21 protein-coding genes are annotated in these 24309 nt (G+C 61.0%); 6 read left to right on the forward strand and 15 right to left on the reverse strand.

Features of this window, described 5'->3' with window-relative positions; genetic code table 11:
• Positions 1 to 26 precede the first annotated feature (26 nt).
• From hflX to ACZ89E_RS19830, 7 genes are all read right to left on the reverse strand, one after another.
• The gene (gene hflX, locus ACZ89E_RS19800) at positions 27 to 1328 is read right to left on the reverse strand and encodes a ribosome rescue GTPase HflX (RefSeq protein WP_149662216.1); all 1302 of its coding nucleotides are present in this window, start codon (positions 1326 to 1328) and stop codon (positions 27 to 29) included.
• A gap of 12 nt (positions 1329 to 1340) precedes the next feature.
• Positions 1341 to 1601: an RNA chaperone Hfq gene (gene hfq / locus ACZ89E_RS19805; RefSeq protein ID WP_007902656.1), complete on the reverse strand. Its 261-nt coding sequence runs from the start codon at positions 1599 to 1601 to the stop codon at positions 1341 to 1343.
• A gap of 94 nt (positions 1602 to 1695) precedes the next feature.
• Positions 1696 to 2667 (reverse strand): tRNA (adenosine(37)-N6)-dimethylallyltransferase MiaA, encoded by a 972-nt coding sequence (miaA, locus tag ACZ89E_RS19810; protein WP_476256292.1) that lies wholly within the window; start codon positions 2665 to 2667, stop codon positions 1696 to 1698.
• Positions 2667 to 4577: a DNA mismatch repair endonuclease MutL gene (gene mutL, locus ACZ89E_RS19815; RefSeq protein ID WP_476256293.1), complete on the reverse strand. Its 1911-nt coding sequence runs from the start codon at positions 4575 to 4577 to the stop codon at positions 2667 to 2669. Before mutL ends, miaA begins: the two co-directional genes overlap by 1 nt.
• Positions 4574 to 6004, reverse strand: a complete 1431-nt coding sequence (locus tag ACZ89E_RS19820) for an N-acetylmuramoyl-L-alanine amidase (RefSeq protein WP_149662213.1) — start codon at positions 6002 to 6004, stop codon at positions 4574 to 4576. Before ACZ89E_RS19820 ends, mutL begins: the two co-directional genes overlap by 4 nt.
• Complete coding sequence (gene tsaE, locus ACZ89E_RS19825) at positions 6005 to 6475, reverse strand: tRNA (adenosine(37)-N6)-threonylcarbamoyltransferase complex ATPase subunit type 1 TsaE (protein ID WP_123402435.1); 471 nt, start codon at positions 6473 to 6475, stop codon at positions 6005 to 6007.
• A complete protein-coding gene (locus tag ACZ89E_RS19830) occupies positions 6463 to 7962 on the reverse strand; it encodes an NAD(P)H-hydrate dehydratase (RefSeq protein ID WP_476256294.1) in 1500 nt (499 codons plus the stop codon). The genes tsaE and ACZ89E_RS19830 overlap by 13 nt, the downstream gene beginning before the upstream one ends.
• A 63-nt stretch (positions 7963 to 8025) precedes the next feature.
• Here ACZ89E_RS19830 and queG point away from each other — a divergent pair, with 63 nt between their 5' ends.
• Positions 8026 to 9090, forward strand: coding sequence for a tRNA epoxyqueuosine(34) reductase QueG (queG, locus tag ACZ89E_RS19835; protein WP_476256295.1), 1065 nt, complete (start codon positions 8026 to 8028; stop codon positions 9088 to 9090).
• Positions 9091 to 9129: 39 nt separating this feature from the next.
• On the opposite strand, the gene ACZ89E_RS19840 is transcribed toward queG, so the two are convergent.
• Both ACZ89E_RS19840 and orn read right to left on the reverse strand, forming a co-directional pair.
• Positions 9130 to 9741: a trimeric intracellular cation channel family protein gene (locus ACZ89E_RS19840; RefSeq protein WP_133839442.1), complete on the reverse strand. Its 612-nt coding sequence runs from the start codon at positions 9739 to 9741 to the stop codon at positions 9130 to 9132.
• 217 nt (positions 9742 to 9958) lie between these two features.
• Complete coding sequence (orn, locus tag ACZ89E_RS19845) at positions 9959 to 10501, reverse strand: oligoribonuclease (RefSeq protein WP_123510830.1); 543 nt, start codon at positions 10499 to 10501, stop codon at positions 9959 to 9961.
• 107 nt (positions 10502 to 10608) lie between these two features.
• Here orn and rsgA point away from each other — a divergent pair, with 107 nt between their 5' ends.
• Entirely contained in the window at positions 10609 to 11640 is a 1032-nt protein-coding gene (rsgA, locus tag ACZ89E_RS19850) for a small ribosomal subunit biogenesis GTPase RsgA (protein WP_123402441.1), read from the forward strand.
• A gap of 92 nt (positions 11641 to 11732) precedes the next feature.
• Here rsgA and ACZ89E_RS19855 read toward each other — a convergent pair whose 3' ends face one another.
• From ACZ89E_RS19855 to motA, 4 genes are all read right to left on the reverse strand, one after another.
• Positions 11733 to 12002: a hypothetical protein gene (locus ACZ89E_RS19855; protein WP_149662210.1), complete on the reverse strand. Its 270-nt coding sequence runs from the start codon at positions 12000 to 12002 to the stop codon at positions 11733 to 11735.
• A 1527-nt stretch (positions 12003 to 13529) separates the two neighbouring features.
• The gene (locus ACZ89E_RS19860; protein WP_149659268.1) at positions 13530 to 14696 is read right to left on the reverse strand and encodes a sterol desaturase family protein; all 1167 of its coding nucleotides are present in this window, start codon (positions 14694 to 14696) and stop codon (positions 13530 to 13532) included.
• Positions 14697 to 14782: 86 nt separating this feature from the next.
• Positions 14783 to 15832: a flagellar motor protein MotB gene (gene motB / locus ACZ89E_RS19865; RefSeq protein WP_149659267.1), complete on the reverse strand. Its 1050-nt coding sequence runs from the start codon at positions 15830 to 15832 to the stop codon at positions 14783 to 14785.
• A 3-nt stretch (positions 15833 to 15835) separates the two neighbouring features.
• Entirely contained in the window at positions 15836 to 16687 is an 852-nt protein-coding gene (gene motA / locus ACZ89E_RS19870; protein WP_149659266.1) for a flagellar motor stator protein MotA, read from the reverse strand.
• Between the two features lie 166 nt (positions 16688 to 16853).
• Between motA and ACZ89E_RS19875 the strand changes: the two genes are divergently transcribed.
• The 3 genes from ACZ89E_RS19875 to asd are packed head-to-tail and all read left to right on the forward strand — an operon-like array spanning position 16854 to position 20129.
• Positions 16854 to 18392, forward strand: a complete 1539-nt coding sequence (locus ACZ89E_RS19875) for an HDOD domain-containing protein (protein WP_476256296.1) — start codon at positions 16854 to 16856, stop codon at positions 18390 to 18392.
• A 42-nt stretch (positions 18393 to 18434) separates the two neighbouring features.
• Entirely contained in the window at positions 18435 to 19250 is an 816-nt protein-coding gene (gene rhdA / locus ACZ89E_RS19880; protein ID WP_149659264.1) for a thiosulfate sulfurtransferase, read from the forward strand.
• 18 nt (positions 19251 to 19268) lie between these two features.
• Positions 19269 to 20129 carry an archaetidylserine decarboxylase gene (asd, locus tag ACZ89E_RS19885; protein WP_149659263.1) on the forward strand — a complete coding sequence of 287 codons (861 nt, stop codon included), beginning with the start codon at positions 19269 to 19271 and terminating at the stop codon, positions 20127 to 20129.
• Positions 20130 to 20411: 282 nt separating this feature from the next.
• On the opposite strand, the gene ACZ89E_RS19890 is transcribed toward asd, so the two are convergent.
• Positions 20412 to 20813 (reverse strand): lectin OAA family protein, encoded by a 402-nt coding sequence (locus ACZ89E_RS19890; protein ID WP_042932429.1) that lies wholly within the window; start codon positions 20811 to 20813, stop codon positions 20412 to 20414.
• Positions 20814 to 21012: 199 nt separating this feature from the next.
• Here ACZ89E_RS19890 and ACZ89E_RS19895 point away from each other — a divergent pair, with 199 nt between their 5' ends.
• Positions 21013 to 22794, forward strand: a complete 1782-nt coding sequence (locus ACZ89E_RS19895; RefSeq protein ID WP_149659262.1) for a molecular chaperone — start codon at positions 21013 to 21015, stop codon at positions 22792 to 22794.
• A 172-nt stretch (positions 22795 to 22966) separates the two neighbouring features.
• On the opposite strand, the gene serB is transcribed toward ACZ89E_RS19895, so the two are convergent.
• Positions 22967 to 24181 carry a phosphoserine phosphatase SerB gene (gene serB, locus ACZ89E_RS19900; RefSeq protein ID WP_054053330.1) on the reverse strand — a complete coding sequence of 405 codons (1215 nt, stop codon included), beginning with the start codon at positions 24179 to 24181 and terminating at the stop codon, positions 22967 to 22969.
• Positions 24182 to 24309 lie beyond the last annotated feature (128 nt).

The raw sequence follows: 24309 nt of genomic DNA on the forward strand, positions 1-24309 counted from the left end.
CACGGCACAACCGCTTTCTCAGGCTTTTATTGCAAAGTGTGTTGCTCGAGGAAGTCCATCGGTTGCAGGCCTTCGCGGCTCACCAGTCGATTCAACTCGACCCGAGGCAAGCGGACGGCCAGCAGGCTGATGCCCTCTTCGTCGTGTTCTTCTTTCTGTACCGCACCGAGTTCGAAAAACTGCGCACGCAGTCGAGCAAAACGTTGCGGTAAGCGCAAGGTGCCAACAAACAAATCACCGCCCAGCAACTCGGCAATGGCTTGCTCAAGCAGTTCCAGACCACTGCCATCACGCGCCGACAGCCAGACCCGCTGGGGCTTGCCGTTTTCATCACGCTGGATTTGCGGCTCAACGCCTTCAAGCAAATCGAGTTTGTTATAGACCTCAAGGATCGGCAAGTCCTGGGCTCCAATCTCGCCCAGCACCACCATCACCTGCTCGATCTGCAACATGCGATCCGGTTCGGCCGCATCGATCACGTGCAACAGCAGGTCCGAGTTGCTCGACTCTTCGAGCGTAGACCGAAATGCCTCGACCAGTTTGTGCGGCAAGTGGCGGATGAAACCCACCGTGTCGGCCAGGACAATCGGCCCCAGGTCGTCGAGTTCCAGACGGCGTAAGGTCGGGTCCAGCGTGGCGAACAACTGGTCAGCCGCGTACACGTCGGATTTCGTCACGTTATTGAAGAGCGTGGATTTGCCGGCGTTGGTATACCCCACCAGAGACACGGTAGGAATATCCGCACGCGTGCGGCCGCGTCGCGACTGTTCCCGCTGACTGCGCACTTTTTCCAGCCGACCCTTGATCTGTCGCAGGCGAACCCGCAGCAGACGGCGGTCGGTTTCCAACTGGGTTTCACCCGGGCCACGCATACCGATACCGCCACCCTGACGCTCAAGGTGAGTCCAGCCACGAACCAGCCGTGTGCTCATGTGGTCAAGCTGGGCCAGTTCGACCTGGAGCTTGCCTTCATGGGTACGGGCGCGCTGGGCAAAAATATCGAGAATCAGACCGGTACGGTCGATCACGCGACACTCGAAAACACGTTCGAGGTTACGTTCCTGACTGGGCGTGAGGATGTGATTGAAGATGACCAGATCGGCCTCTTTGGCATGGACCAGGTCGCGCAGTTCCTCGACCTTGCCGCTGCCAATCAGGAATTTGGCAGTTGGCCGATGACGCGGCACGTTAAAAAACGCAACGGTCTCGGCGCCAGCCGAATTAGCCAATTCCTGAAACTCCTGCGGATCTTCGCGCGCCTCAGGGTCCTGTCCATCCAAGTGAACGAGGATCACTCGTTCACCACCACCGTGGCGCTCAAAGAACAAAGGAGACTCCTATCAGGCGTTACCTGGCTCAGCGTCACCCGCTTCCGATTCGGTTGCGCTAGGCAGACGAATTGGACGAACCGGTACCACTGTCGAGATAGCGTGCTTGTAAACCATCTGGCTAACGGTGTTTTTCAGCAGGATGACGAACTGGTCGAAAGACTCGATCGTGCCTTGCAGTTTGATCCCGTTGACCAGGTAGATGGACACCCCAACTTTCTCTTTACGTAAAGTATTCAAGTAAGGGTCTTGTAGCGAATGCCCTTTTGACATGTGCCGCACTCCTTTAAGGATTCAATATAAAAAATAGGTAAACAGATGGCTTGTGGCCGTCACACCCCCAAGGATAGACGGCAATTGCAAGGACTCAGCTCAATATGGAGATGGTCCCGAGGTATTTCAAGGCGCGCGGCAGATTGTCGCAATCCAGGCTGTCCAACCAATGTAAATCAGCCCAACTGCGCAGCCAGGTGAACTGGCGCTTTGCCAATTGGCGCGTGGCAATGATTCCACGCTCCTGCATCTCGGCTTGCGTCAGCTTGCCATCCAGGTAGTCCCAAACTTGTCGGTACCCTACAGCGCGTATGGATGGCAACCCTGAATGCAGGTCACTTCTCGTACGCAGGGCTACGACCTCGTCGATGAATCCCTGTTCCAACATATTTGTGAATCTTTGTTTAATACGCTCGTGCAGTACCTGGCGATTTGCCGGGGCGATAGCCAAGTTCGCGACAGTATAGGGCAATTGTTGCAGTCCCGAAGCGGCTGCTTCAGTACTTTGCGCAGATTGTATGAGGCGCAGCTCGGTCATGCTCTGACCGCTCACGCGATAAACTTCCAGCGCTCGACTGAGGCGCTGGGGATCGTTCGGGTGAATGCGCGCCGCAGAAACCGGATCAATCACTGACAATTGGTCGTGCAAGGCTTGCCAGCCAAGGCGTTCAGCCTCTTCTTCGATTTGCGCGCGAACCTCGGGATCGGCCGCCGGCATTTGCGCCAGTCCTTCGACCAAAGCCTTGTAGTAGAGCATCGTGCCGCCTACAAGCAGCGGAATTTTTCCCCGCGAAGTGATCTCGGCCATCGCCTCAAGGGCATCACGACGGAAATCCGCGGCGGAATAGCTCTCGGCCGGGTCGAGAATATCGATCAACCGGTGCGGGAACTCGGCCAGAATTTCTTTGGAAGGCTTGGCAGTGCCGATGTCCATGCCTCGGTAGACCAGCGCCGAATCGACACTGATCAGCTCGCACGGCAGGACTTTTGTCAGCTCGATGGCCAGGTCGGTCTTGCCCGCTGCGGTCGGGCCCATCAGGAAAATCGCTGGAGGGAGCTGGCTCATCAACGACCGCGCAAGAACAGTTTGTCCAGATCGTCCAGGCCCAATTGGGTCCAGGTCGGTCGGCCATGGTTGCATTGACCGCTGCGCTCGGTGTTTTCCATGTCCCGCAGCAGACCGTTCATTTCGGGTATCGCCAGGCGCCGATTGGCCCGGATCGCACCGTGGCAGGCCATGGTGCCGAGCAGTTCGTTCAAGTGCGCCTGGATCCGGTCGCTGGTGCCGTATTCCATCAGGTCGGCCAGTACGTCGCTGACCAAGCGATTGGCTTCGGCCTGCTTGAGCAACGCCGGGATCTGCCGGATCGCCAGGGTTTCCGGGCCCAGGCGCTGCAATTCAAAGCCCAGGCGCTGGAACCACGCGACGTTCTCTTCGGCGCAATCGGCTTCGCGCTGGCTCACCGCCAGGGATTCCGGCACCAAGAGCGGTTGGCCGCTCAAACCTTCGCTGGCCATGGCCACTTTCAGGCGTTCATACATGATCCGCTCGTGGGCGGCGTGCATGTCCACCAGCACCAGGCCCTGGGCGTTTTCCGACAGGATATAAATGCCCTTGAGCTGCGCCAGTGCGTAACCCAACGGCGGAATATCATCCTGCCCGGCGGGCAGCGCGACCGCATTGGCTTCCGGCAACGGCGCGAAAAATTCGCGATATGCCACTTGAGCCTCAGCCACCGGCACGCCGGATTGAGGTTTTGGCGTGTACTGATATTGATAACCGGCGCCAGCACCCGAGCCTGCCGTCGTATTAAAGGTCGGCTGCGCCTGAGGCTGTTCCAGCAAAGCATTGGCCGCGAGGCGCATTTCGCCCTGTGGACCGAACTCGCCGGCATCGATGCCGGTAGGCCGAACAATGGCCGTCGCCACCGGCGCCGCCAGATGATCTTCCGGCCGCACATCGCCCAAGGCGCGGTGCAAGGTGCCGTAGAGGAAATCATGAACCATGCGCCCGTCACGGAAGCGCACTTCGTGTTTGGTCGGGTGCACGTTGACGTCGACGCCCGCCGGATCGACTTCGAAAAACAGCACGAAGGTCGGATGCCGGCCGTTGAACAGCACGTCGCGATACGCCTGGCGCACCGCGTGGGCCACCAGTTTGTCGCGCACCGCACGGCCGTTCACAAAGAAATACTGCAAGTCTGCCTGGCTGCGGTTGAACGTCGGCAAGCCGACCCAACCCCACAAATGCAGGCCATTGCGCTCGATTTCGATCGGCAGCGCCTGCTCCAGGAACCCCGAGCCGCAAATCGCCGCCACACGCCGGGCGCGGGCCGCGTCGTCATGGGCTTCGTGCAGGCTGAGGATGGTTTTGCCGTTGTGGCGCAAATGGAACGCCACGTCGAAGCGTGCCAGGGCCAGGCGCTTGATCACTTCTTGCAGGTGATCGAATTCGGTTTTTTCGGTCTTGAGAAACTTGCGCCGGGCCGGGGTATTGAAAAACAGGTCGCGCACTTCCACCGAAGTACCGACCGGGTGAGCCGCCGGTTGCACGCGCGGCGCCATGTCCCGGCCTTCGGTTTCGACTTGCCAGGCTTGATCGGCATCTTTGGTGCGAGACGTCAGGGTCAGTCGCGCCACGGAGCTGATCGACGCCAGCGCTTCGCCGCGAAACCCGAGGCTCATCACCTGTTCGAGGTCTTCAAGGTTACGAATTTTGCTGGTGGCGTGTCGCGCCAGGGCCAGCGGCAGGTCATCGGCGGAAATGCCGCTGCCGTCGTCGCGCACTCGCAGCAACTTGACGCCGCCCTGCTCGACATCGACGTCGATGCGTTTGGCACCGGAGTCGAGGCTGTTTTCCAGCAATTCCTTGATCACCGAAGCCGGGCGCTCAACCACCTCACCGGCGGCAATCTGGTTCGCCAGTCGCGGGCTGAGCAGCTCGATACGAGCGGTATTGGTCAGCGCCTGATTCATTCTTTGGCCGCCAGCTCAGTGCCGGGAATGGTCAGAGTCTGACCGATCTTCAGCTCATCGCTTTTCAGGTTGTTGGCGCTGCGCAGGGTCGCTGGGGACACCTGGTAACGCACGGCGATCATCGCCAGGGTTTCGCCGGGGCTGACGCGATGGTCGCGTGGGCCTTGGGCGATCTTGCCGGAATCACGCAGCCAGGCGATGTAGGTGCCCGGTGGTGGATTCTGCTGGAAGAACTGGCGAACACCGGCGCTGATGGAACGCGCGAGGGCCTGCTGATGGCTCGCCCCGGACAACTTGTTCGCTTCGTTAGCATTGGAGATGAAGCCGGTTTCCACCAGGATCGATGGGATGTCCGGCGATTTCAGCACCATGAACCCGGCCTGCTCCACCCGTTGTTTGTGCAACGGCGTGACGCGGCTGATGTTGCTCAAGACTTTTTGACCAACGTTCAGACTGGACGTCAGGGACGCCGTCATCGACAAATCGAGCAGTACGCCGGCCAGCATGCGGTCCTTATCGTCGAGGCTGACGCTGCCGGCACCACCGATCAAGTCGGAACGGTTTTCGCTGTCGGCCAGCCAACGGGCCGTTTCCGACGTGGCGCCGCGATCCGACAGGGCAAACACCGAGGCACCGAAGGCCGCCGAAGACGGCGCGGCGTCGGCGTGGATCGAGACGAACAGGTCGGCGCCTTTCTTGCGGGCGATTTCGGTACGGCCACGCAACGGGATGAAGTAGTCGCCGGTGCGGGTCAGTTCGGCGCGGAAGCCTTTCATGCCGTTGACCTGGCGCTGCAACTCACGGGCGATGGCCAACACCACGTCTTTCTCATGCTGACCGCGCGAGCCCGAAGCGCCCGGGTCTTCGCCGCCGTGGCCGGCATCGATCACCACAATAATGTCGCGTTTGCCCGCCGGAGCCGGCGGCAGTTTTACCGGCGGATCGATCGGGGTCACTGGCACCGGGGCCACGGTCGCGACGTTGGTCGGCGGCGGCGGAATCGGGGCAGCGGCTTCGGCGCTATCAAACAGGTCGACCACCAGACGATTGCCGTACTGGGCGTTCGGCGCCAGGGTGAAGCTTTTCGGCGTGACGGCTTTTTTCAGGTCGATGACCACCCGCAAGTCGGTCGGCGTGCGCTGGGCCGAACGCATGGCGGTAATCGGGCTGTTGGAGGCGTTGACTTTGAGCGGCGCACCGAGGGTCGCGCCGTTGATGTCGATGACCAGCCGATCCGGCGAAGTCAGGGTGAAAACGCTGTGTTGTACCGGCCCCGAGAGGTCGAACACCAGTCGTGTGTTATCCGGAGCTCGCCACAGGCGAACGCTGTTGACCTTCGTTTCGGCCACAGCGTCGACGGTCACCGCCAAAAACAACAATCCTACGGCAGCTACCATCGCGCGAAAGCGCATACCTGACCCCATCATTTAATTGGTTTCCAATGCCAAAGCGGCACACCACGACTCGCCACGCGAGCCCTGGGATAAAATTTTCAGCGAACGCCCGCTGTCTTGCGGGCTAATGGTAATGGTCAGGTCGGGCTTTGGCAAAAAGCCTGCACCCTTCTGGGGCCATTCAATCAGACACATGGCATCGTCATCGAAGTAATCGCGGATGCCGAGGTATTCCAGTTCCTCCGGATCGACCAGTCGATACAGGTCGAAATGGAAGGCACGGATGTCGCCAATCTCGTAGGGCTCGACCAGGGTGAAGGTCGGACTTTTTACCGCGCCCACATGCCCCAAGCCCCGGATGATGCCCCGGGACAGCGTGGTTTTGCCCGCGCCCAGATCGCCCTCGAGAAAAATCAGACCGTGCCCTTGGGTGGTTTTTGCTATGCGAGCACCGAATGCGGTCATCGCCTCTTCATCAGCCAGGTACAGGGTTACTTCAGACACGGTGCTTGCTCCTCCAACAACTGACGAATGGCCGGAATCAGATCACTGGCCGCCAGCCCACGGCCCGATTTACCTTGTTGCGCGCCGGCATTGGCGTGAAGCCAGACCGCCAGGCAGGCGGCATCGAAAGCGTTCATGCCTTGGGCGAGCAAGGCGCCGACCAGACCGGCCAGCACATCGCCCAACCCTGCCGTAGCCATCGCCGGATGGCCCTGATGACACACCGACAACCGCCCGTCGGGACTGGCGATCAGGCTGCCAGCGCCTTTCAGAATGACTACTGCTGTGTATTTTTTGCTCAATGCGTGCGCGGCGGCGGGACGGTCGGCCTGTACTTGTGCGGTGCTGATGCCGAGCAAACGCGCCGCTTCGCCCGGATGCGGGGTGATGATGCAATCGATGGGTAGTTTCACCTGCTCTTCGGCGAGCATGTTCAGCGCATCGGCGTCCCAGACTTGCGGCAACGGCGCGCTGGCCGCTGCGGACAGCAGGCTGCAGCCCCAACCGGCCTGACCGAGACCGGGGCCGACCACCAATACAGATACTTTTTCCAGCAAACCCATCAGCTGATTGGATGACGAGGTGCCAAGCACCATCGCCTCCGGGATTCTCGCCAACGCAGCGGGCACATGTTCGCTGCGAGTGGCCACGGACACCATGCCCGCGCCACTGCGAAGCGCACTTTGCGTACTCAGCAGGATCGCGCCGCCAAAACCGCGATCACCGCCGATCAGCAGCACATGACCGAATTTGCCTTTATGGGAGGTTGGTGCCCGAGGGGCCAGGAGCGGCAGGTTATTAGCGCCTAAACGACGGGCGCTGATCGCGGCGCTCTCAAGAATTTGCGGATCGGCGTGTAAATCGTTGAACGCCAGTTCACCGACCACGTCCGCCGCATCACCAGTGAACAGGCCCAGCTTCAAGCCGATAAACGTCACGGTGAGATCCGCCCGAACCGCCGCGCCGAGCAGGCGACCGGTATCGGCGCACAGTCCCGATGGGATATCCACCGCCGCCACCGGCAAGCCACTGGCATTGATCGCGGCAATGGCGCTGGCGTAGGGCTCACGGACCTCGCCCGTCAGGCCGGTGCCGAGCAAGGCATCGAGGACAATGCCGCGCAACTCGGTGTCGGCAGTCCAGGCTTCAATAATTACGTTCTCACTCAAGGCCTCGGCATGAGCCCGCGCCGCATCATCTTGCAATCGCTGGGGCTCACCGACCGCCAGCACCCGCACTTGCCATCCGGCACGCTGGGCCAATACCGCCACCAGATAACCGTCGCCTGCGTTATTGCCGTGACCCGCCAGCACAGTCAATTCGTTGGCCGTCGGCCACTGACGGACCAACGCCCGCCACGTCGCTCGCGCCGCCCGCTGCATCAATTCGAAGCCCGGCGTGCCGGCCGCGATCAGGCTCGCATCGAGCCCTCGCACTTGCGCGGCGCTGTACAGCGCGTCGGGTAAATCATCTTTAGTGTGCGGCATGCGTCTTCGGGCTCCGATGTCTGGCAGAATTATACGCACCTCAGCTCCGGTTTCTCTCGTCTCATGCCCGCTATTACTACAGACCTGCCCGCCCTCGCCCAATCCATCAAGGACTGGGGCCGCGAGCTGGGCTTCCAGCAAGTCGGCATCAGCGGCCTGGACCTCGCCGAGCATGAGCAGCACCTGGAGCGCTGGCTCGCAGCCGGCTACCACGGCGAAATGGACTACATGGGCGCCCACGGCAGCAAACGCTCGCACCCGGAAGAACTGGTGCCCGGCACTTTGCGTGTAGTGTCGCTGCGCATGGACTACCTGCCCGGCGACACGCAAATGGCGCAATTACTCGCCCAACCGGAAAAAGCCTACGTATCGCGTTATGCCTTGGGCCGCGACTACCACAAATTGATCCGTAAACGTGTGCAACAACTGGCGGATAAAATTCAGGCCGAGATCGGCCCCTTCGGTTTCCGCGCCTTCGTCGACAGCGCCCCGGTGCTGGAAAAAGCCATCGCCGAGAAGGCTGGCCTGGGATGGATCGGCAAAAACACCCTGGTCTTGAATCGCAAGGCCGGCAGTTACTTCTTCCTCAGCGAACTGTTTGTCGATCTGCCGCTGCCGGAAGACCCGCCCCACAGCACCGAACACTGTGGCCGCTGCACCGCCTGCCTGGACATTTGCCCGACCAACGCTTTCGTCGGCCCTTACGTACTGGACGCCCGGCGCTGCATTTCCTACCTGACCATCGAACTGAAAAGCGCGATCCCGGAAGACTTGCGACCGCTGATCGGCAATCGGGTGTTCGGCTGTGATGATTGCCAGATCGTCTGCCCGTGGAACCGCTTCGCCCGTCCGTCCGGGGAAAGCGACTTCAAGCCACGGCACAATCTGGACAATGCGCAATTGGCCGAGTTGTTCATGTGGGACGAAGATAAGTTTCTCAGCAATACCGAAGGTTCACCGTTACGCCGCGCCGGTTATGAGCGCTGGTTGCGCAATCTGGCGGTGGGGTTGGGTAATGCGCCGTCGAGTATTCCGGTGTTGGAGGCGTTGAAGGCGCGCCGGGAATATCCGTCAGAGTTGGTGCGCGAACATGTGGAGTGGGCGTTGAAACAACACGGTCTAGCGTAGGAGCAGCCTTCGGCAGCTCCTAAAGGGACCCTGTGTAAATCAGGCTTCGTCGTTGTAGACGAACTTCGGCATTTCCCAATGAAACCGGATCGCCAGCAACCGCAGCAAAAACCCGCCGAACAAGGTGATCAGGATCGCCTGCTCCCCCGGTAATTCCAGATAGATGCAGAGCATGTAGCACCACGCGGCCGCGAACGAGACGCTGGCGTAGAGCTCGCGACGGAAGATCAGCGGGATGTCGTTGCAGAAGATATCTCGGAGGATGCCGCCGAATACCCCGGTGATCACACCGCTGACCGAGGCCACCAACATGCCGTGGCCCATTTCCAGCGCAGTCATGCAGCCGATCAGGGTGAACGCCACCAGACCCACGGCATCGAGCACCAGAAACAGTGAGCGCAGGTGCCGCATCCAGCGCGCGGCGAAGACTGTGAACATCGCGGCGACCGAGGTCAGGATCAGGTATTCCGGGTGCTTGACCCAGGTCAGGGGGTAGTGGCCGAGCAGCACGTCACGCACCGAACCGCCGCCCAACGCCGTGACGCAGGCGATCAGTACCACACCAAACCAGTCCATGCCCCGACGGCCGGCAGACAGGGCGCCGGTCATGGCTTCGGCGGTGATGGCAATCAGGTAGAGCATCAGCAACATGGTGGCGGTCCTGGCAGGAAGGCGCGCAGTCTAGCCATTTAGTCGCGGCACCAAAAGGGGGCAACAGAAACCACTGGGACCTGTGGCGAGGGGGCTTGGCCCCGTTGGAGTGCGAAGCACTCCCCTGCATTCCGCCAGTCACATCGCATTCTCAGGTGTTACGACTGCTTCGCAGCCGAACGGGGGCAAGCCCCCTCGCCACAAAGGCACCGCAGGATCAGAACTTGATGAAATGCTTACGGTAATGCTGCAACTCAGCAATCGACTCGCGGATATCGTCCAGCGCCAGGTGCGTGCTGCCCTTCTGGAAGCTGTCGCGCACGTCCGGCGCCCAGCGTGCGGCCAGTTCTTTGAGGGTCGACACGTCGAGGTTGCGGTAGTGGAAGTAGCTTTCCAACGCTTTCATGTGCGTATAAAGGAAGCGACGGTCCTGGCAGATGCTGTTGCCACAGATCGGCGACTTGCCCTTCGGCACCCATTTTTCCAGGAAGGCGATGGTTTCGGCCTCGGCTTCGGCCATGCTGATGCGGCTGTCGCGCACGCGCTGGGTCAGGCCCGAGCCGCCGTGTTGACGGGTATTCCACTCGTCCATGCCAGCCAGGATCGCGTCGCTGTGGTGGATCGCGATCACCGGGCCTTCGGCCAGGGTGTTCAGGTCACTGTCGGTGACAATGGTCGCCATCTCGATGATGACGTCGGTATCAGGGTTCAAACCGGTCATTTCCAGGTCGATCCAGATCAGATTCTGCGGGTTTTGCATGTGTCGGCTCCTAGGCAATGCTGCGCAGTTTAGCCTAGGCAAGTGGCCGGGCGTGCTAAACTCGCGGCCGTTTTACCTAATCGCTGCATTCTTGATACGGAACACCCATGGCCAAACGCCAACTCAATCGTCGTCAAAACTGGCGCATCGAAAAAATTCAGGGCGAACGCGCTGCCCGCGCCGCCAAACGCGAGTCCTCGGCTGTCGAGGCACTTGAAGGCGGCGACCTGGGTCCGGAACAGACGGGCCTGGTGATCGCGCACTTCGGTGTGCAGGTCGAAGTCGAAGCGCTTGAAGGCGAGCTGGCCGGCGAAGTGTTCCGTTGCCACTTGCGCGCCAACCTGCCCGCGCTGGTGACCGGCGATCAGGTGGTCTGGCGTGCCGGCAACCAGGGCATCGGTGTAATCGTGGCGCAACTGCCGCGTAAAACCGAACTCTGCCGCCCGGACAGCCGTGGCCAGCTCAAACCCGTAGCGGCCAACGTCGACATGATCGTCATCGTCTTCGCCCCGCTGCCCGAGCCCCACGCCAACCTGATCGACCGCTATCTGGTCGCTGCTGAGCACGCCGGGATTCGTCCGCTGCTGCTGCTCAACAAATTCGACCTGATCGACGAACAGAACGCCCCGGCCCTGAACGCCTTGCTCGCGGTCTACCGCACACTCGGCTACCCGGTGCTCGAAGTGTCGGCCCACCACGGCAACGGCATGGAGCAATTGCAGGAACAACTGGACGGACGCATCAGCGTCTTCGTCGGCCAGTCCGGCGTCGGCAAGTCCTCGCTGGTCAACAGCCTGCTGCCGGAAGTCGAAACCCGCGTCGGCCCGCTGTCCGAACTGTCCGGCCAGGGCACCCACACCACCACCACCGCGCGGTTGTTCCACTTCCCCGGCGGCGGTGAACTGATCGACTCCCCGGGCATCCGTGAATTCGGTCTGGGCCACGTCAGCCGCGCCGACGTCGAAGCCGGGTTCATCGAGTTCAACGACTTGATCGGCACCTGCCGCTTCCGCGATTGCAAACATGATCGTGAACCGGGGTGTGCGTTACTCAAAGCGTTGGAAGATGGGCGTGTGCAGCAGCAACGGATGAACAGCTATCGCTCGATCATCGCGAGTTTGCCGGAAACTAGTTACTAAGTAGCCATGATCATTTTCGTGATGCCATGAAAATGATCAGCCGTTTCCAGCAAACACTAAAAAGCCGCGATCATCTCGCGGCTTTCTGGTTTTCAAAGCACTGCTTTTTCCAGCTTCCAACCCAACGCATCCAAGGCGTCACAGCCATCCTGAATCAACATATGCGCAGCATTGGCAAAATGCTCCAGATCGTGACCTTCAGCGTCTTTGACGCACAGGCAGGTGACGCTGTTGAGCAGATTGCGGGCAGCTTTGATTCGGTGGGTGGCGGTTTCGAGGAGGTCAGTGACTTTGGCTTCGGTGTCGATGTACAGCGTCGGGCCGACGCTGAAATTGCCTTGGAGCGGGTGGTACTTAGCCATGGGGTCAAAACTCCGTTAACGGTCGAGAGATATCATCTGTAATTCGACCGGCTAAGATCGGTCACCGCACTGGCAGCAACGGGCGAAACTATAGGCAGATGCTCGCAGGACTGAGAACCCCGAACCGCAATTTCAGACCGTTCCTACAACCACTCATCTCGCCAGCAAACCGCATCCAACAGGAAAACGCGCCCCTCCGACAATAAGGTCGACTATCAGGCCGTCTTCGCGGGCAAGCCTCGCTCCTACAGGGATCGTGCCCGCACTGAAAATGGATCAGGAGAACGTACGCGCCCTAGTCAGGTCGGCTATCAGGCCGCCTCGCGGCGCTGTTGCGGTGCACGCCCCCTCGAGAGGCCGAGTGGAGGTTCTGCGCAGTGGGCAACCCGGCATGGATGCCGGGTTAGCCGCCCCCGGCCATGGATGGCCGATGGCGGCGGGCCCACGGAGCAGGACCGGAGCGAGGGCATGCCGAGCCACAGCGAGGCTCCGAACGAAAGGGGCAAAAGCGCTTTGGTTACTTTCGCGCTTCTCGAAAGTGACTCGCTGTAAGAGCGAAACCATAAGCGGCCGTTACCGCAGGAATGGATATGTACACCCCCCAAAAACCACGGCGCCTGACACAAAGCCTTCGCGGGCAAGCCTCGCTCCTACAGGGATCGTGCCCACGCTGAAAATGGATCAGCAGAACGCACGCGCCCGAACCAGGCCGGCTATCAGGCCGCCTCGCGGTGCGATGTGCGCCCCCTCGAGAGGCCGAGTGGAGGTTCTGCGCAGTGGGCAACCCGGCATGGATGCCGGGTTAGCCGCCCCCGGCCATGGATGGCCGATGGCGGCGGGCCCACGGAGCAGGACCGGAGCGAGGGCATGCCGAGCCACAGCGAGGCTCCGAACGAAAGGGGCAAAAGCGCTTTGGTTACTTTCGCGCTTCTCGAAAGTGACTCGCTGTAAGAGCGAAACCATAAGCGGCCGTTACCGCAGGAATGGATATGTACCCCCCAAATCCTCCGGCGCCTGACACAAAGCCTTCGCGGGCAAGCCTCGCTCCTACAGGGATCGTGCCCACGCTGAAAATGGATCAGCAGAACGCACGCGCCCGAACCAGGCCGGCTATCAGGCCGCCTCGCGGTGCGATGTGCGCCCCCTCGAGAGGCCGAGTGGAGGTTCTGCGCAGTGGGCAACCCGGCATGGATGCCGGGTTAGCCGCCCCCGGCCATGGATGGCCGATGGCGGCGGGCCCACGGAGCAGGACCGGAGCGAGGGCATGCCGAGCCTGGGCGAGGCACCGAACGAAAGGGGCAAAAGCGCTTTGGTTACTTTCGCGCTTTTCGAAAGTGACTCGCTGTAAGAGCGAAACCATAGGCAGCCGTTACCGCAGGAATGGATATGTACCCCCACAAATCCTCCGGCGCCTGACACAAAGCCTTCGCGGGCAAGCCTCGCTCCTACAGGGATCGTGCCCGCACTGAAAATGAAGTGGCCTCCAGGCACAAAAAAGCCGACATCACTGTCGGCTTCATCGCTAACTCAGGAAACCGCCGCCGGCGGCTTCGGCGCAACGACCTTCGGCTCAGGCTTCTGAAACGGATAAAGATGCTGACGCACAATCCCACCCGGCAACTCCTTGCCAAACACCCCGTAGCGCACCGGCCATTCCTTGGGCGGCAACTTGAACGTACCAAACAGCATGTCCACCAACGGCGTGTGGATCGCGTAGTTCTTGTAAATGTAATCCTTGTGCCGCGCATGGTGCCAATGGTGATAACGCGGCAAAACCATCACGTAGTTCAGCCAACCACCATTGATCCGCACATTGGCATGGGCCAACACAGCCTGGACGCCGACCAGAATCACATAGGCATTCAACGCCTGCGGCGCAAAGCCCAGCAGCATCAGAGGCACCAGCACGCCGGTACGGGTCAGCAGAATCTCGATAAAGTGCACCCGCGAACCGGCAAGCCAATCCATGTGCGTGCTCGAGTGATGCACCGCGTGGATGCGCCACAGCCACGGCACCACATGATAGAGACGATGCAACCAATACTGACCAAGGTCGGCCACCAGCACGGCGAGGAAGAACTGCACAACAAGCGGCAGGCTTTGCACGCTGGCCTGCAATTCCGTCGACATCGCCCAACCCGCCACGTAGCTCGACGAGGCGGTGATGAAGATCAGGATGAATTGCACCAGCATGTGGCTGACGAAAAAATAGGTCAGGTCGGTTCGCCAGTGCGGGCGCAGGATGTTTTGCTCGGGGTCCTTGGAATAGAGTTTTTCCAGGGGGATGAAAACGATGGCCGACACCAACAGGGCCAGGACGAACCAGTCCAGCCCCAGCGAGTAAGGGGTCTGCCCGATCGAGCTGATCTGCACATTGGTGCCGCCGAGGAACACCGCCAGCCCCGAGGCCACCAACCCGGTGATCCCCAGGCGCTTGCGCTTGTTGAGCAGGATATTCAGGGTGCCGAGGCTGAACGACAGCACCAGCCCGAGCAACAGCGTGGTGCGTGCGAACTGCTCGTCGTAGACCTTGCGCAATTCGGCGGTGGTCAGCCACTCGGGAAACAGGAAGCAGAATACTGCGAGCAGGCTCAACAGCCCGAGCGTGGCCGAGATGTAGCCACTGACCCGGCCTTCACCGAATTTGAAGGGCGCATTGCCGTGTCGCTGGAAATAGGCTTTGAGTCTTTCCATCTCTGATCTTCCCTGATTCTAAAAAAACGTGCAGTGGTGACGCCGCCAGACACAAAAAAGCCACGATTACCGTGGCTTTTTTGAGGTTATTGCTTGGGTGGCTCCGCCGGTTTAGCCGGATCACCCGGCTTCGGCGCCGCGTCCTCGAACAGATTCAACCGCTCGCGAAGCTCATGGGCCGGCACCGGCTGCTTGTCCGCAGGCAACGCATTCGGATCAACCGGTGTGGCTGGCGCGTTTGGCGCTTCACCCGGCGCGCCCTGCCCCGGCGTCGTTGTTGGATCGGCACCTTGCGCCCCTTCGATGGCCGCCTGTGCCTTCTTGGTCAGCACGACAATATCGATCCGCCGATTGACCGGGTTGAACGGATGTTCCCGATCAAACAACGCCGACGACGCATAACCCACCACCCGCGCCACTTGCGACTCCGGATAGCTGCCAGCCACCAAGGCACGGCGCGCGGCGTTGGCGCGGTTGGCCGACAATTCCCAGTTGCCGAAATCACCGGTGCCGGTGTACGGCTTGGCGTCGGTATGGCCGCTGATGCTGATCTTGTTCGGCACCGCTTTAATGGTGTCGGCCATGGCCAGCAGGATGTCTTCGAAATACGGTTTCAGACGCGCCGAACCCGAGTCGAACATCGGCCGGTTATCCGCGTCCATGATCTGGATGCGCAAGCCGTTCGGCGTGATCTCGAACAGGATCTGGTCCTTGAACTTCTGCAGTTGCGGATTCTCTTCAACCTTGTTCTGCAATTCTTGCAGCAGCAATTCCAGGCGTTCTTTCTCGACCTGTTCGGCCATGCCTTCGACCTGATCGGTATCGACGGTCACTTTGTCCGGTTGGGGCTGGGATTTCACCTCGGGGTTGAGGGTGTTCTCCGGCGCCAGGGTCGGCGTGCCGCCCAGGTCGATGATGTAGGGCGTGCCGCTTTCGGAGAAGCCGACCGGGTCTTTGAAGTAACCGGCGATGGCGATCTTCTGTTCCGGCGTGGCGGTGGACAGCAGCCACAACACCAGGAAGAACGCCATCATCGCCGTGGCGAAGTCAGCGAAGGCGATTTTCCAGGCGCCCCCGTGATGCCCGCCGGCGATGCGCTTGACGCGCTTGATGATTATCGGCTGGTTATTTTCCATGGCTTAACGACCGCGAACCGCTTGTTCCAGCTCAGCGAAGCTAGGACGGTGCGCCGGGTACAGAACCTTGCGCCCGAACTCCACCGCCAACGATGGCGGCATGCCGGAAGCGGAGGCAACCAGCGAGGCCTTGATGGCTTCGTAGACGTTCAGTTCTTCCTTGGCATCGTGGGCCAGGGAATGGGCCAGCGGGCCGAAGAAGCCGTAGGCCGCGAGAATACCGAAGAAGGTACCGACCAGCGCCGCACCTACGTGCATGCCGATGGCTTTCTGGTCGCCTTCGCCCAGGGAGGCCATGGTCACCACGATACCGAGTACCGCCGCGACGATACCGAAACCGGGCATGGCGTCGGCAATGCCGTTCACCGCGTGGGACGGGTGCTCCAGGTCTTCCTTGAGACTGTAGAGTTCCATGTCGAACAGGCCTTCCAGCTCATGGGGAGCCATGTTGCCGGAGGACATGATGCGCAGGTAGTCGCAGATGAACGCAGTCATGCGTTCGTCTTTCAAGACTGTCGGGTACTTGGCGAAGATCGGGCTCGCAGCGGCATCTTCGATGTCGCCTTCGATGGCCATCATGCCTTCGCGACGGCTCTTGTTGAGGATCTCGTAGATCAGGCCCAGCACTTCAAGATAGAAGGTGTGGTTGAAACGCGAACTGAACATGCTCAAGGATTTCTTGAGCACGTGCATGGTCATGTAGCCGGGGTTGGCCTGCAGGAATGCACCGAGGGCCGCACCACCGATGATCATCACCTCGAAGGGCTGAATCAGGGCGGCGATTTTGCCATGGGAAAGCACGTATCCGCCGAGCACGCTCGCGAATACGACGATGATGCCGATTATTTTAGCCATAGGTAGGAGAGCACTTACTGAGTCGGGTTCAAGGTCATATTCGGAAGTTAAAAAATCTCTTCTTCTACTTATCGGCAAAACTGCGCCAGACTATAGCCAGTTCAGGCGAAAAGCCAATTTAGCCCGCGCCGGGCGTGTTTACAGCCAATGATGATCCCGTCCAGCCATGGCTAACGAAACGAACGTTCCACCTCCAAAACCGACCACTCTCGAAGGCTGGGTCAAGCTTCTCGATGGCGTGCGCCTGCCGGTTCCGCAAGAGAGTCACGACCGGGTCTGTAAAGCCATTCGCAATAACCGCAGCTCGCTGCGCGACATTGCCGAATTGATGCAGGAAAGCCCGGCCCTGGCCTTGAGCGTGATTCGCGAGGCCAACCGCCACACCCACGGCAGCATGACGGAGCCGGCGGAAAACCTCGATGTGGCGCTCAATCGCCTCGGGCTGAAACGCACCGAAGAACTGCTCGATCGCCTGCCCGCCGAACCGCAATCCGAGATCCCCAAGGCCCTGCGCCAGCTGCAACTGATCAGCCAGCACGCGACGCAACAGGCCAACGGCTTCTTCGCCAATCGCCTGGCGCGGCTGTGGCAGGACATTCATTGGGGCAGCCTGCTGTTTCTCTCGCCGCTGTGGCCAATGGCGCTGACGCACCCGCATCTGCTCGAAGAGTGGGAACTGCGGGTCATCCATAAAGGCGAGTCGGCGCGCAAAGTCGAAAAGCAGTTGTTCGGCGTACGCCTGCTGGAAATCTGCCTGGCACTGGTGGACATCTGGCGGCTGCCGATCTGGGTGCAACAGGGTTATCGCCTGCTGCTCAACGAGCAGCGGGAATTGGTCAAAGTGCTGCGCATCGCCCGGGACAGCGAGCACCCGCTGCGTCAGCAAAACCGCCTCGACGACGATCCTACCCTGCGCCGCTGGCTCAATCAGCCGGCCAACACCGTGCTGCTGGCCAACGGCCTGGCGCTGTCGGCGCAACAGGCCTGGGACTGTCCGCACGCTGAGCGCTGGCAGTACCTGACCAGTCTTTATCTGCAAATATCGATGGACGAAGTACAGCAACAGTTGCACCAACAGGCCGCCAACAGCGCCCGCCAGCATGCGATGCCGGATCTGTGGCACCCGGCGGTTTCGCTGCTGTGGCCGTGGGGCATGAACCGTATTCACGCCGGGTTGCTGCCGGCCCCGGCACCGACCACTGAAGATTTGAGCCATTGGCGCAAACAATGCGCCGATCTGCTGGTGGAACCGAGCCGCTTCTCCAACGCAATGCACCTGACCACCTCGGCCCGGGATGCACTGGTGGCCTGCGGCATGCGACGGGTGATGATCCTGATGGCCGACCGCACCCACGCCAATCTGCGGGTGCACCAGACCGCCGGGTTGCCGAAAGAAGCCGCCGGCCTGAATTTCCTGGTCAGCCAGAGCAGCGTGTTGCAGCGTTTGCTCTCGCAGCAGGCCCAAGTACGCCTGACGCCGGCCAACAATGCCCAGTTCTCCGCCCTGCTGCCTGCCAGCCTGCGTTCGCAGTTCAGCGGCGAACACTTGCTGTTGCGCTCACTGGTCAATAATGGCCGGGTGATCATGATTGTGGTGGCGGACCAGGGTGGCGGGCCGTTCTCGGAAATTACCGTGCAAGCCTTTGGCAAAACCGCGCAGTGCATCGAAAAGGCACTGAGTACCTTTAGCAGCCGCGGCCAATGATGCTGCGCTACAATCCTCCCTTTTTCGCCCTGGAGACCTCACATGTCTGACTTCTCTGGCTTGCCGCTGGTGATCGAGCCGAGCGACTTGCTCCCGCGCCTCGACGCCCGCGAACTGATTCTGGTGGACCTGACCAGCACCGCCCGCTACACCGAAGGGCATTTGCCCGGCGCGCGGTTTGTCGATCCGAAACGCACCCAGCTCGGCCAGGCTCCGGCGCCTGGCTTGCTGCCGACCCACGCGGCCCTTGAAACATTGTTCGGCGAACTGGGCCACAACCCCGATGCGGTCTACGTGGTGTATGACGACGAAGGCGGCGGTTGGGCCGGGCGTTTCATCTGGTTGCTGGATGTGATCGGCCACAACAAATATCACTACATCGACGGTGGCCTGCCAGCCTGGCTGGCGGCGGGCTTGCCGATGTCGATCCAGGTCCCGGCCCCGGTCGGCGGCCCGGTCAAACTGACCTTGCACGACGAACCCACCGCCACCCGCGAGTACCTGCAAAGCCGTCTCGGCGCCGCCGACCTGGCGATCTGGGATGCCCGTGGGCCGCTGGAGTACTCCGGCGAGAAAGTGCTGGCGGCCAAGGCCGGGCACATTCCGGGCGCCGTCAATTTTGAATGGACCGCCGGCATGGATCAGTCGCGTCACCTGCGCATCCGTACCGACATGCCGAAGATCCTCGAACAACTCGGCATCACCAAAGACAAAGAAATCATCACTCACTGCCAGACCCACCACCGCTCTGGCTTCACTTATCTAGTGGCCAAGTCCCTCGGTTATCCGCGGGTCAAAGGCTACGCCGGCTCCTGGGGCGAATGGGGCAACCATCCCGACACCCCCGTAGAGATTTAAGGTTTTTAAGGACAGTTAATGAATAAGCGTCTGTTTATCCTCAGCCAATACCTGCTGCCTCACCACTTGCTCTCGCGACTGGCCGGCTGCGTCGCCGAATGCCGCGTGCGCTGGTTCAAGAATGCGTTCACCGCGTGGTTCGCCAAGCGTTATCAGGTGGACATGTCCCAGGCGCTGGTCGAAGACCTGACCGCCTACGAGCACTTCAACGCGTTCTTCACCCGCGCCTTGAAAGACGGCGCGCGGCCGCTGGACGAAACCCCGGGCGCGATCCTCAGCCCGGCCGACGGTGCGGTCAGCCAACTCGGCCCGATCGAACACGGTCGCGTGTTCCAGGCCAAGGGCCACAGCTTCAGCGTGCTGGAATTGCTGGGTGGCGATACCGCGAATGCCGCGCCGTTCATGGGCGGTGATTTCGCAACGATCTACCTGTCGCCGAAGGACTACCACCGCGTGCACATGCCGCTGGCCGGCACCCTGCGCGAGATGGTCTACATCCCGGGCCGGATCTTCTCGGTCAACCAGACCACCGCCGAAAACGTCCCCGAACTGTTCGCCCGCAACGAGCGTGTGGCGTGCATCTTCGACACCGAGCGCGGGCCGATGGCCGTGGTGCTGGTGGGCGCGATGATCGTGGCGTCGATTGAAACCGTGTGGGCCGGGCTGGTCACGCCGCCGAAACGCGAGCTGAAAACTTTCCGCTACGACGAAGCCGCCCGTGCGCCAATCCATCTGGAGAAAGGTGCGGAACTGGGTCGCTTCAAACTGGGTTCGACGGCGGTCGTGCTGTTCGGGCCGGATCAAGTGAAATGGGTCGAAGGCCTCGGCGCGACGTCGCCGGTGCAGATGGGCCAGGCTTTGGGTTTGCCGAACGCCTGATCCCGGATGGCCGAATGAAGAACCTGTGGGCGAGCCTTTGTGGCGAGGGGGCTTGCCCCCGTTGGGGCGCGAAGCGCACCTGAAAACGACTCAACGCGATCTAAATATAGAAGCACCGATTGGTTTTACGACTGCTTCGCAGTCGAACGGGGGCAAGCCCCCTCGCCACACAAGCTCGCACCTACATGGGTTGCGGCGCTCCACTTCTACACTGACTGGCATTCACCACAGTTCCGCCCTTTCGAACGTCTTCGAAGGGGCGGATATCACTCGGTGGTGCCGTTACTCTATCTGTCCACGGAAACCGATCGGCCCTTCGTTGGCGTAGGTATTGGTGCCACTGAGGTTTTTCCCTCCATCGCTGGAGGTCACGCTCAACGCCACAACGTTCTGATTATCGCGACCACCGATGACCCACTTGCCACCCGGGTGCCATGGAGCGTCGTTGCCGCCCCACTGATTTTCAACGTTGTACTGGTTCTGGCCCGTGCGCTGAGCCTTGAAGCCAATGGGACCTTCACCCGCATACGTCATGGTGCCGGTGAAACTCTTGCCGCCATCGCCTGACTTGATCTCGATCGCGACAACGTTCTGGTTGTCCCGCGCGCCCAGCGTCCAGTCTCCACCGGGATGCCAGGGTGCCGAACTACCGCCCCATTGATTTGCCACTACGTATCTAGACATGAACCTCATCTCCTTGAAGTTACAAAGAGACCTGCTCTGCGTAGGCAGCAGGCCGTACGACTGTGCGTATCCAGTCGCACGCCTGAGAGATTAGTCGGACGCTCGGCCCTCACTCAATTGGCAGACAAACGGTAACGACCCGCAAGTGCTACAGTCAGACCATTCACTGCCCATTTCCCGGTCGGAGTTTTTCCACGGCATGAATGAGAACAAGCCCACACTGTTGCTGCGCGCACCGATCCCCGCCGGCTTGCGCCTGTCGTTCTGCGAAGCCACCCCGCGCGACCTCAAGCGCTGGATCGCCAACCTGCCCAAAGCCAACATTGGCGAAACCGCTCGCCAGTTGTATCAAGGCTTGAGCGAACTCAATCAATTGCTGACCCCCAGCGATAATCGCCTGCAATTGCTCGAACTGCTGCGCCCCGAGGTGTATTACGTCTGCAAGCACCTGGAGCGGCATTTCCTGCATCAGGCGATTGTCCTCGACGAGCGTTCGCGCAAGATCGCCAACCTCTGCCAGGCGCTGCAAAGTCATTTGGCAATCGGCTACAAACAGATCGTCATGCGCATCGCCCCGCGCTTCAGCAAGGACCGCGCGCCGCTGCTGACCCAGGCGTTGCAACGGGCGATCCATTGCCTGAACGGCCCGTTGATCCGCGCTACCCAGTTGTATTGCCCGGTGCCGGAAGGGGTGTGGCTGGAGCTGCATCAGTTGTATCGAATCGGCTGCGAGCATCGGCTGCAAAACATCAGCGTGCGCGATGAACTGGCCAGCGAGACCCCCGACCTGAGCATCGAGCAGACCTACGTGGCCGCCCTGCTGCTGGGCGCCTCACGCTGCAATCAACTGCGCCAGAACCAGATCGCCCGCCTCGCCGAGGTGCTGGAACCCTGGAGCAAATGGATCAAGTTGCACCCCGGCAAACCGGGCAATGAGCTGTTTGCGGTGGCGCCGGAACTCGATGTCGGGCCACGCTATCGGTCCAAGTTCCGCGCCGAGCAGCAGGCGAGTTTGCTGGGAATTGATCCGCAGCCGCTGGTGGCCGCCATCGAGGCCCGGCTGCTGAACCCGACCGACACCGCGTTGCCCGTCCCGACCGGCCTGAACCTCGATACCTTGCAACACTTGAACGCCGCCTGGGGCCAGGCCGCCGAGCGCAGTTTCCAGCGCACCGCCGGCAACGGCACCTTGACCCTGTGCGTGGGCATGAGCGCGTTGCACTTCTACCTGGGCGGGCAACGTTCGTTCAGCGACATCCTGAAAAACCCCGCCGGGCGACTGGCGCAGTTTGCGGCGACGGCACCGGCCGGCGGCAAGGACAACTGGAGTCAGGCGTTCGACGCCGGGCCCAATGGCACCGCTAACGACCTGCTGCCCTACGAAGAAATCGAATACCCGACGTTGCAGAACGACGACAGCCACGAAGCCGCCGACCGCAACCGGCACTTCCCGACCTACGCCTTGCCGGTGATCAACCACAGCCCCGGCGGTTATTGCCTGGCATGGCCCGGCGCCGTGCCGCCCGAGCTGCAAGCCGGGGAAATGGTCGGCATCGAAGACGCTGCTGGCCAGGGCTGGAGCATCGCCGTGGTGCGCTGGATTCGCCAGGTTCGGGGCGGTGGGACCCAGATGGGCATCGAGCAGGTCGCGCCGTATGCCGAGCCCTGCGGCTTGCAATTGGTGCGCACCCGGGACGATCACAGTCAGTATCTGCGCGGCTTGTTGCTACCGGCGATCAGCGCGATTGATCTGCCCGCCACCCTGCTGGCCCCGCGTTTGCCGTTCCAGGAAGGCAACAAGGTGCTGATCAACACCAACGGCCAGGAACGCCGCGCCGGGCTGGATCGGCGGGTGTCGAGTACCAACAGTTTCAACCAGTTTGCTTATCGCTCGCTGGAGGCGAGCAAAACCGAAAACAACCCGGGGAGCGGCGTGGTCGGGGCGGAAGAGGATTTTGATTCGTTGTGGAAGTCGCTTTAAGAGAGACATAAACCCCTGTGGCGAGGGGGCTTGCCCCCGTTGGGTCGCGAAGCGGCCCCAAACCTGCCATCGAGTTATTTCAGGCACAACGCATTTACAGGTTTGCGTCTGCTACGCAGCCGAACGGGGGCAAGCCCCCTCGCCACAGAGGACCGCTCAGGAAACCAAGAACTCAGAGCTGCCCATCACGATCCCTGAACCCCAACAAATACAACACCCCATCCAACCCAAGCGTCGAGATCGCCTGCTTCGCCGACTGTTTCACCAACGGCTTGGCGCGGAACGCCACGCCCAACCCGGCAATCGCCAGCATCGGCAAATCATTCGCGCCGTCGCCGACCGCGATGGTTTGCTCCAGCCGCAAACCTTCCTTGTGCGCCAGCTCTTTCAGCAGATCGGCCTTGCGCTGGGCATCGACAATCGGCTCGACCGCCACGCCCGTCACCTTGCCGTCCACCACTTCCAGCTCGTTGGCGAACACGTAGTCGATGCCCAATTTCGCCTGCAACTGCTTGGCGAAGTAGGTGAAGCCGCCGGACAGGATCGCGGTCTTGTAGCCCAGGCGCTTGAGTTCGGCGAACAGGGTTTCGGCGCCCTCGGTCAGGCGCAACGAGGCGCCGATGGAGTCCAGCACGCTGACGTCCAGCCCTTTGAGCAACGCCAGGCGTTCCTTGAAGCTGGCGCGAAAATCGAGTTCACCGGCCATGGCCCGCTCGGTGATTTCAGACACTTGGTCGCCCACGCCGGCCGCCTTGGCCAGTTCGTCGATGACTTCGGCTTCGATCAAGGTCGAGTCCATGTCAAACACCGCCAGGCGCCGGTTACGGCGGAACAGCGAATCTTCCTGGAAGGCGATGTCGACGTTCAGCTCCTGGGCGACGCTCAGGAACTCGGCGCGCAGGGCCTGCGGATCGGCCGCTTCGCCACGCACGGAGAACTCGATGCAGCCCTTGCCCTTGTCGGCCGGGGTGTCCAGCGGCATGCGCCCGGACAAGCGATCGATATGGTCGATGTTCAGCCCGTATTTGGCGGTGATCGAGCTCACAGCCTGCAATTGCCCGGCGGTGACCTTGCGGGTCAACAGGGTGACGATATGGCGTTTTTTGCCCTGATTGCCGACCCACTGCTGGTAATCCTCTTCGGACACCGGGGTGAAACGCACCTGTTGGTCGAGTTCGTAACCCTTGAACAGGATGTCCTTGAGCACCGACTTGCCTTGCTCGGTGTCAGGAATTTCAACCAGGATGCCGAACGACAGGGTGTCGTGGATCACCGCCTGACCAATGTCGAGAATGTTCACACCACCCTGGGCCAGAACGCCGGTAATGGCCGCAGTCAGACCCGGTCGGTCGACTCCCGTGATGTTTATCAGGACGATTTCGCGCAAGGCGCACCCCCGCAGGTGGAAAAAAACCGCATTCTACCCACTTTCAGTGACCATCGGGCACCGTCAGCGCTTTGCCGGTCTAGGGCCTGTCGCTATACTGCGCGTCAACTTCACGGACAAAAGAGCCG

This window comes from Pseudomonas sp. TE3899 (assembly GCF_056279105.1).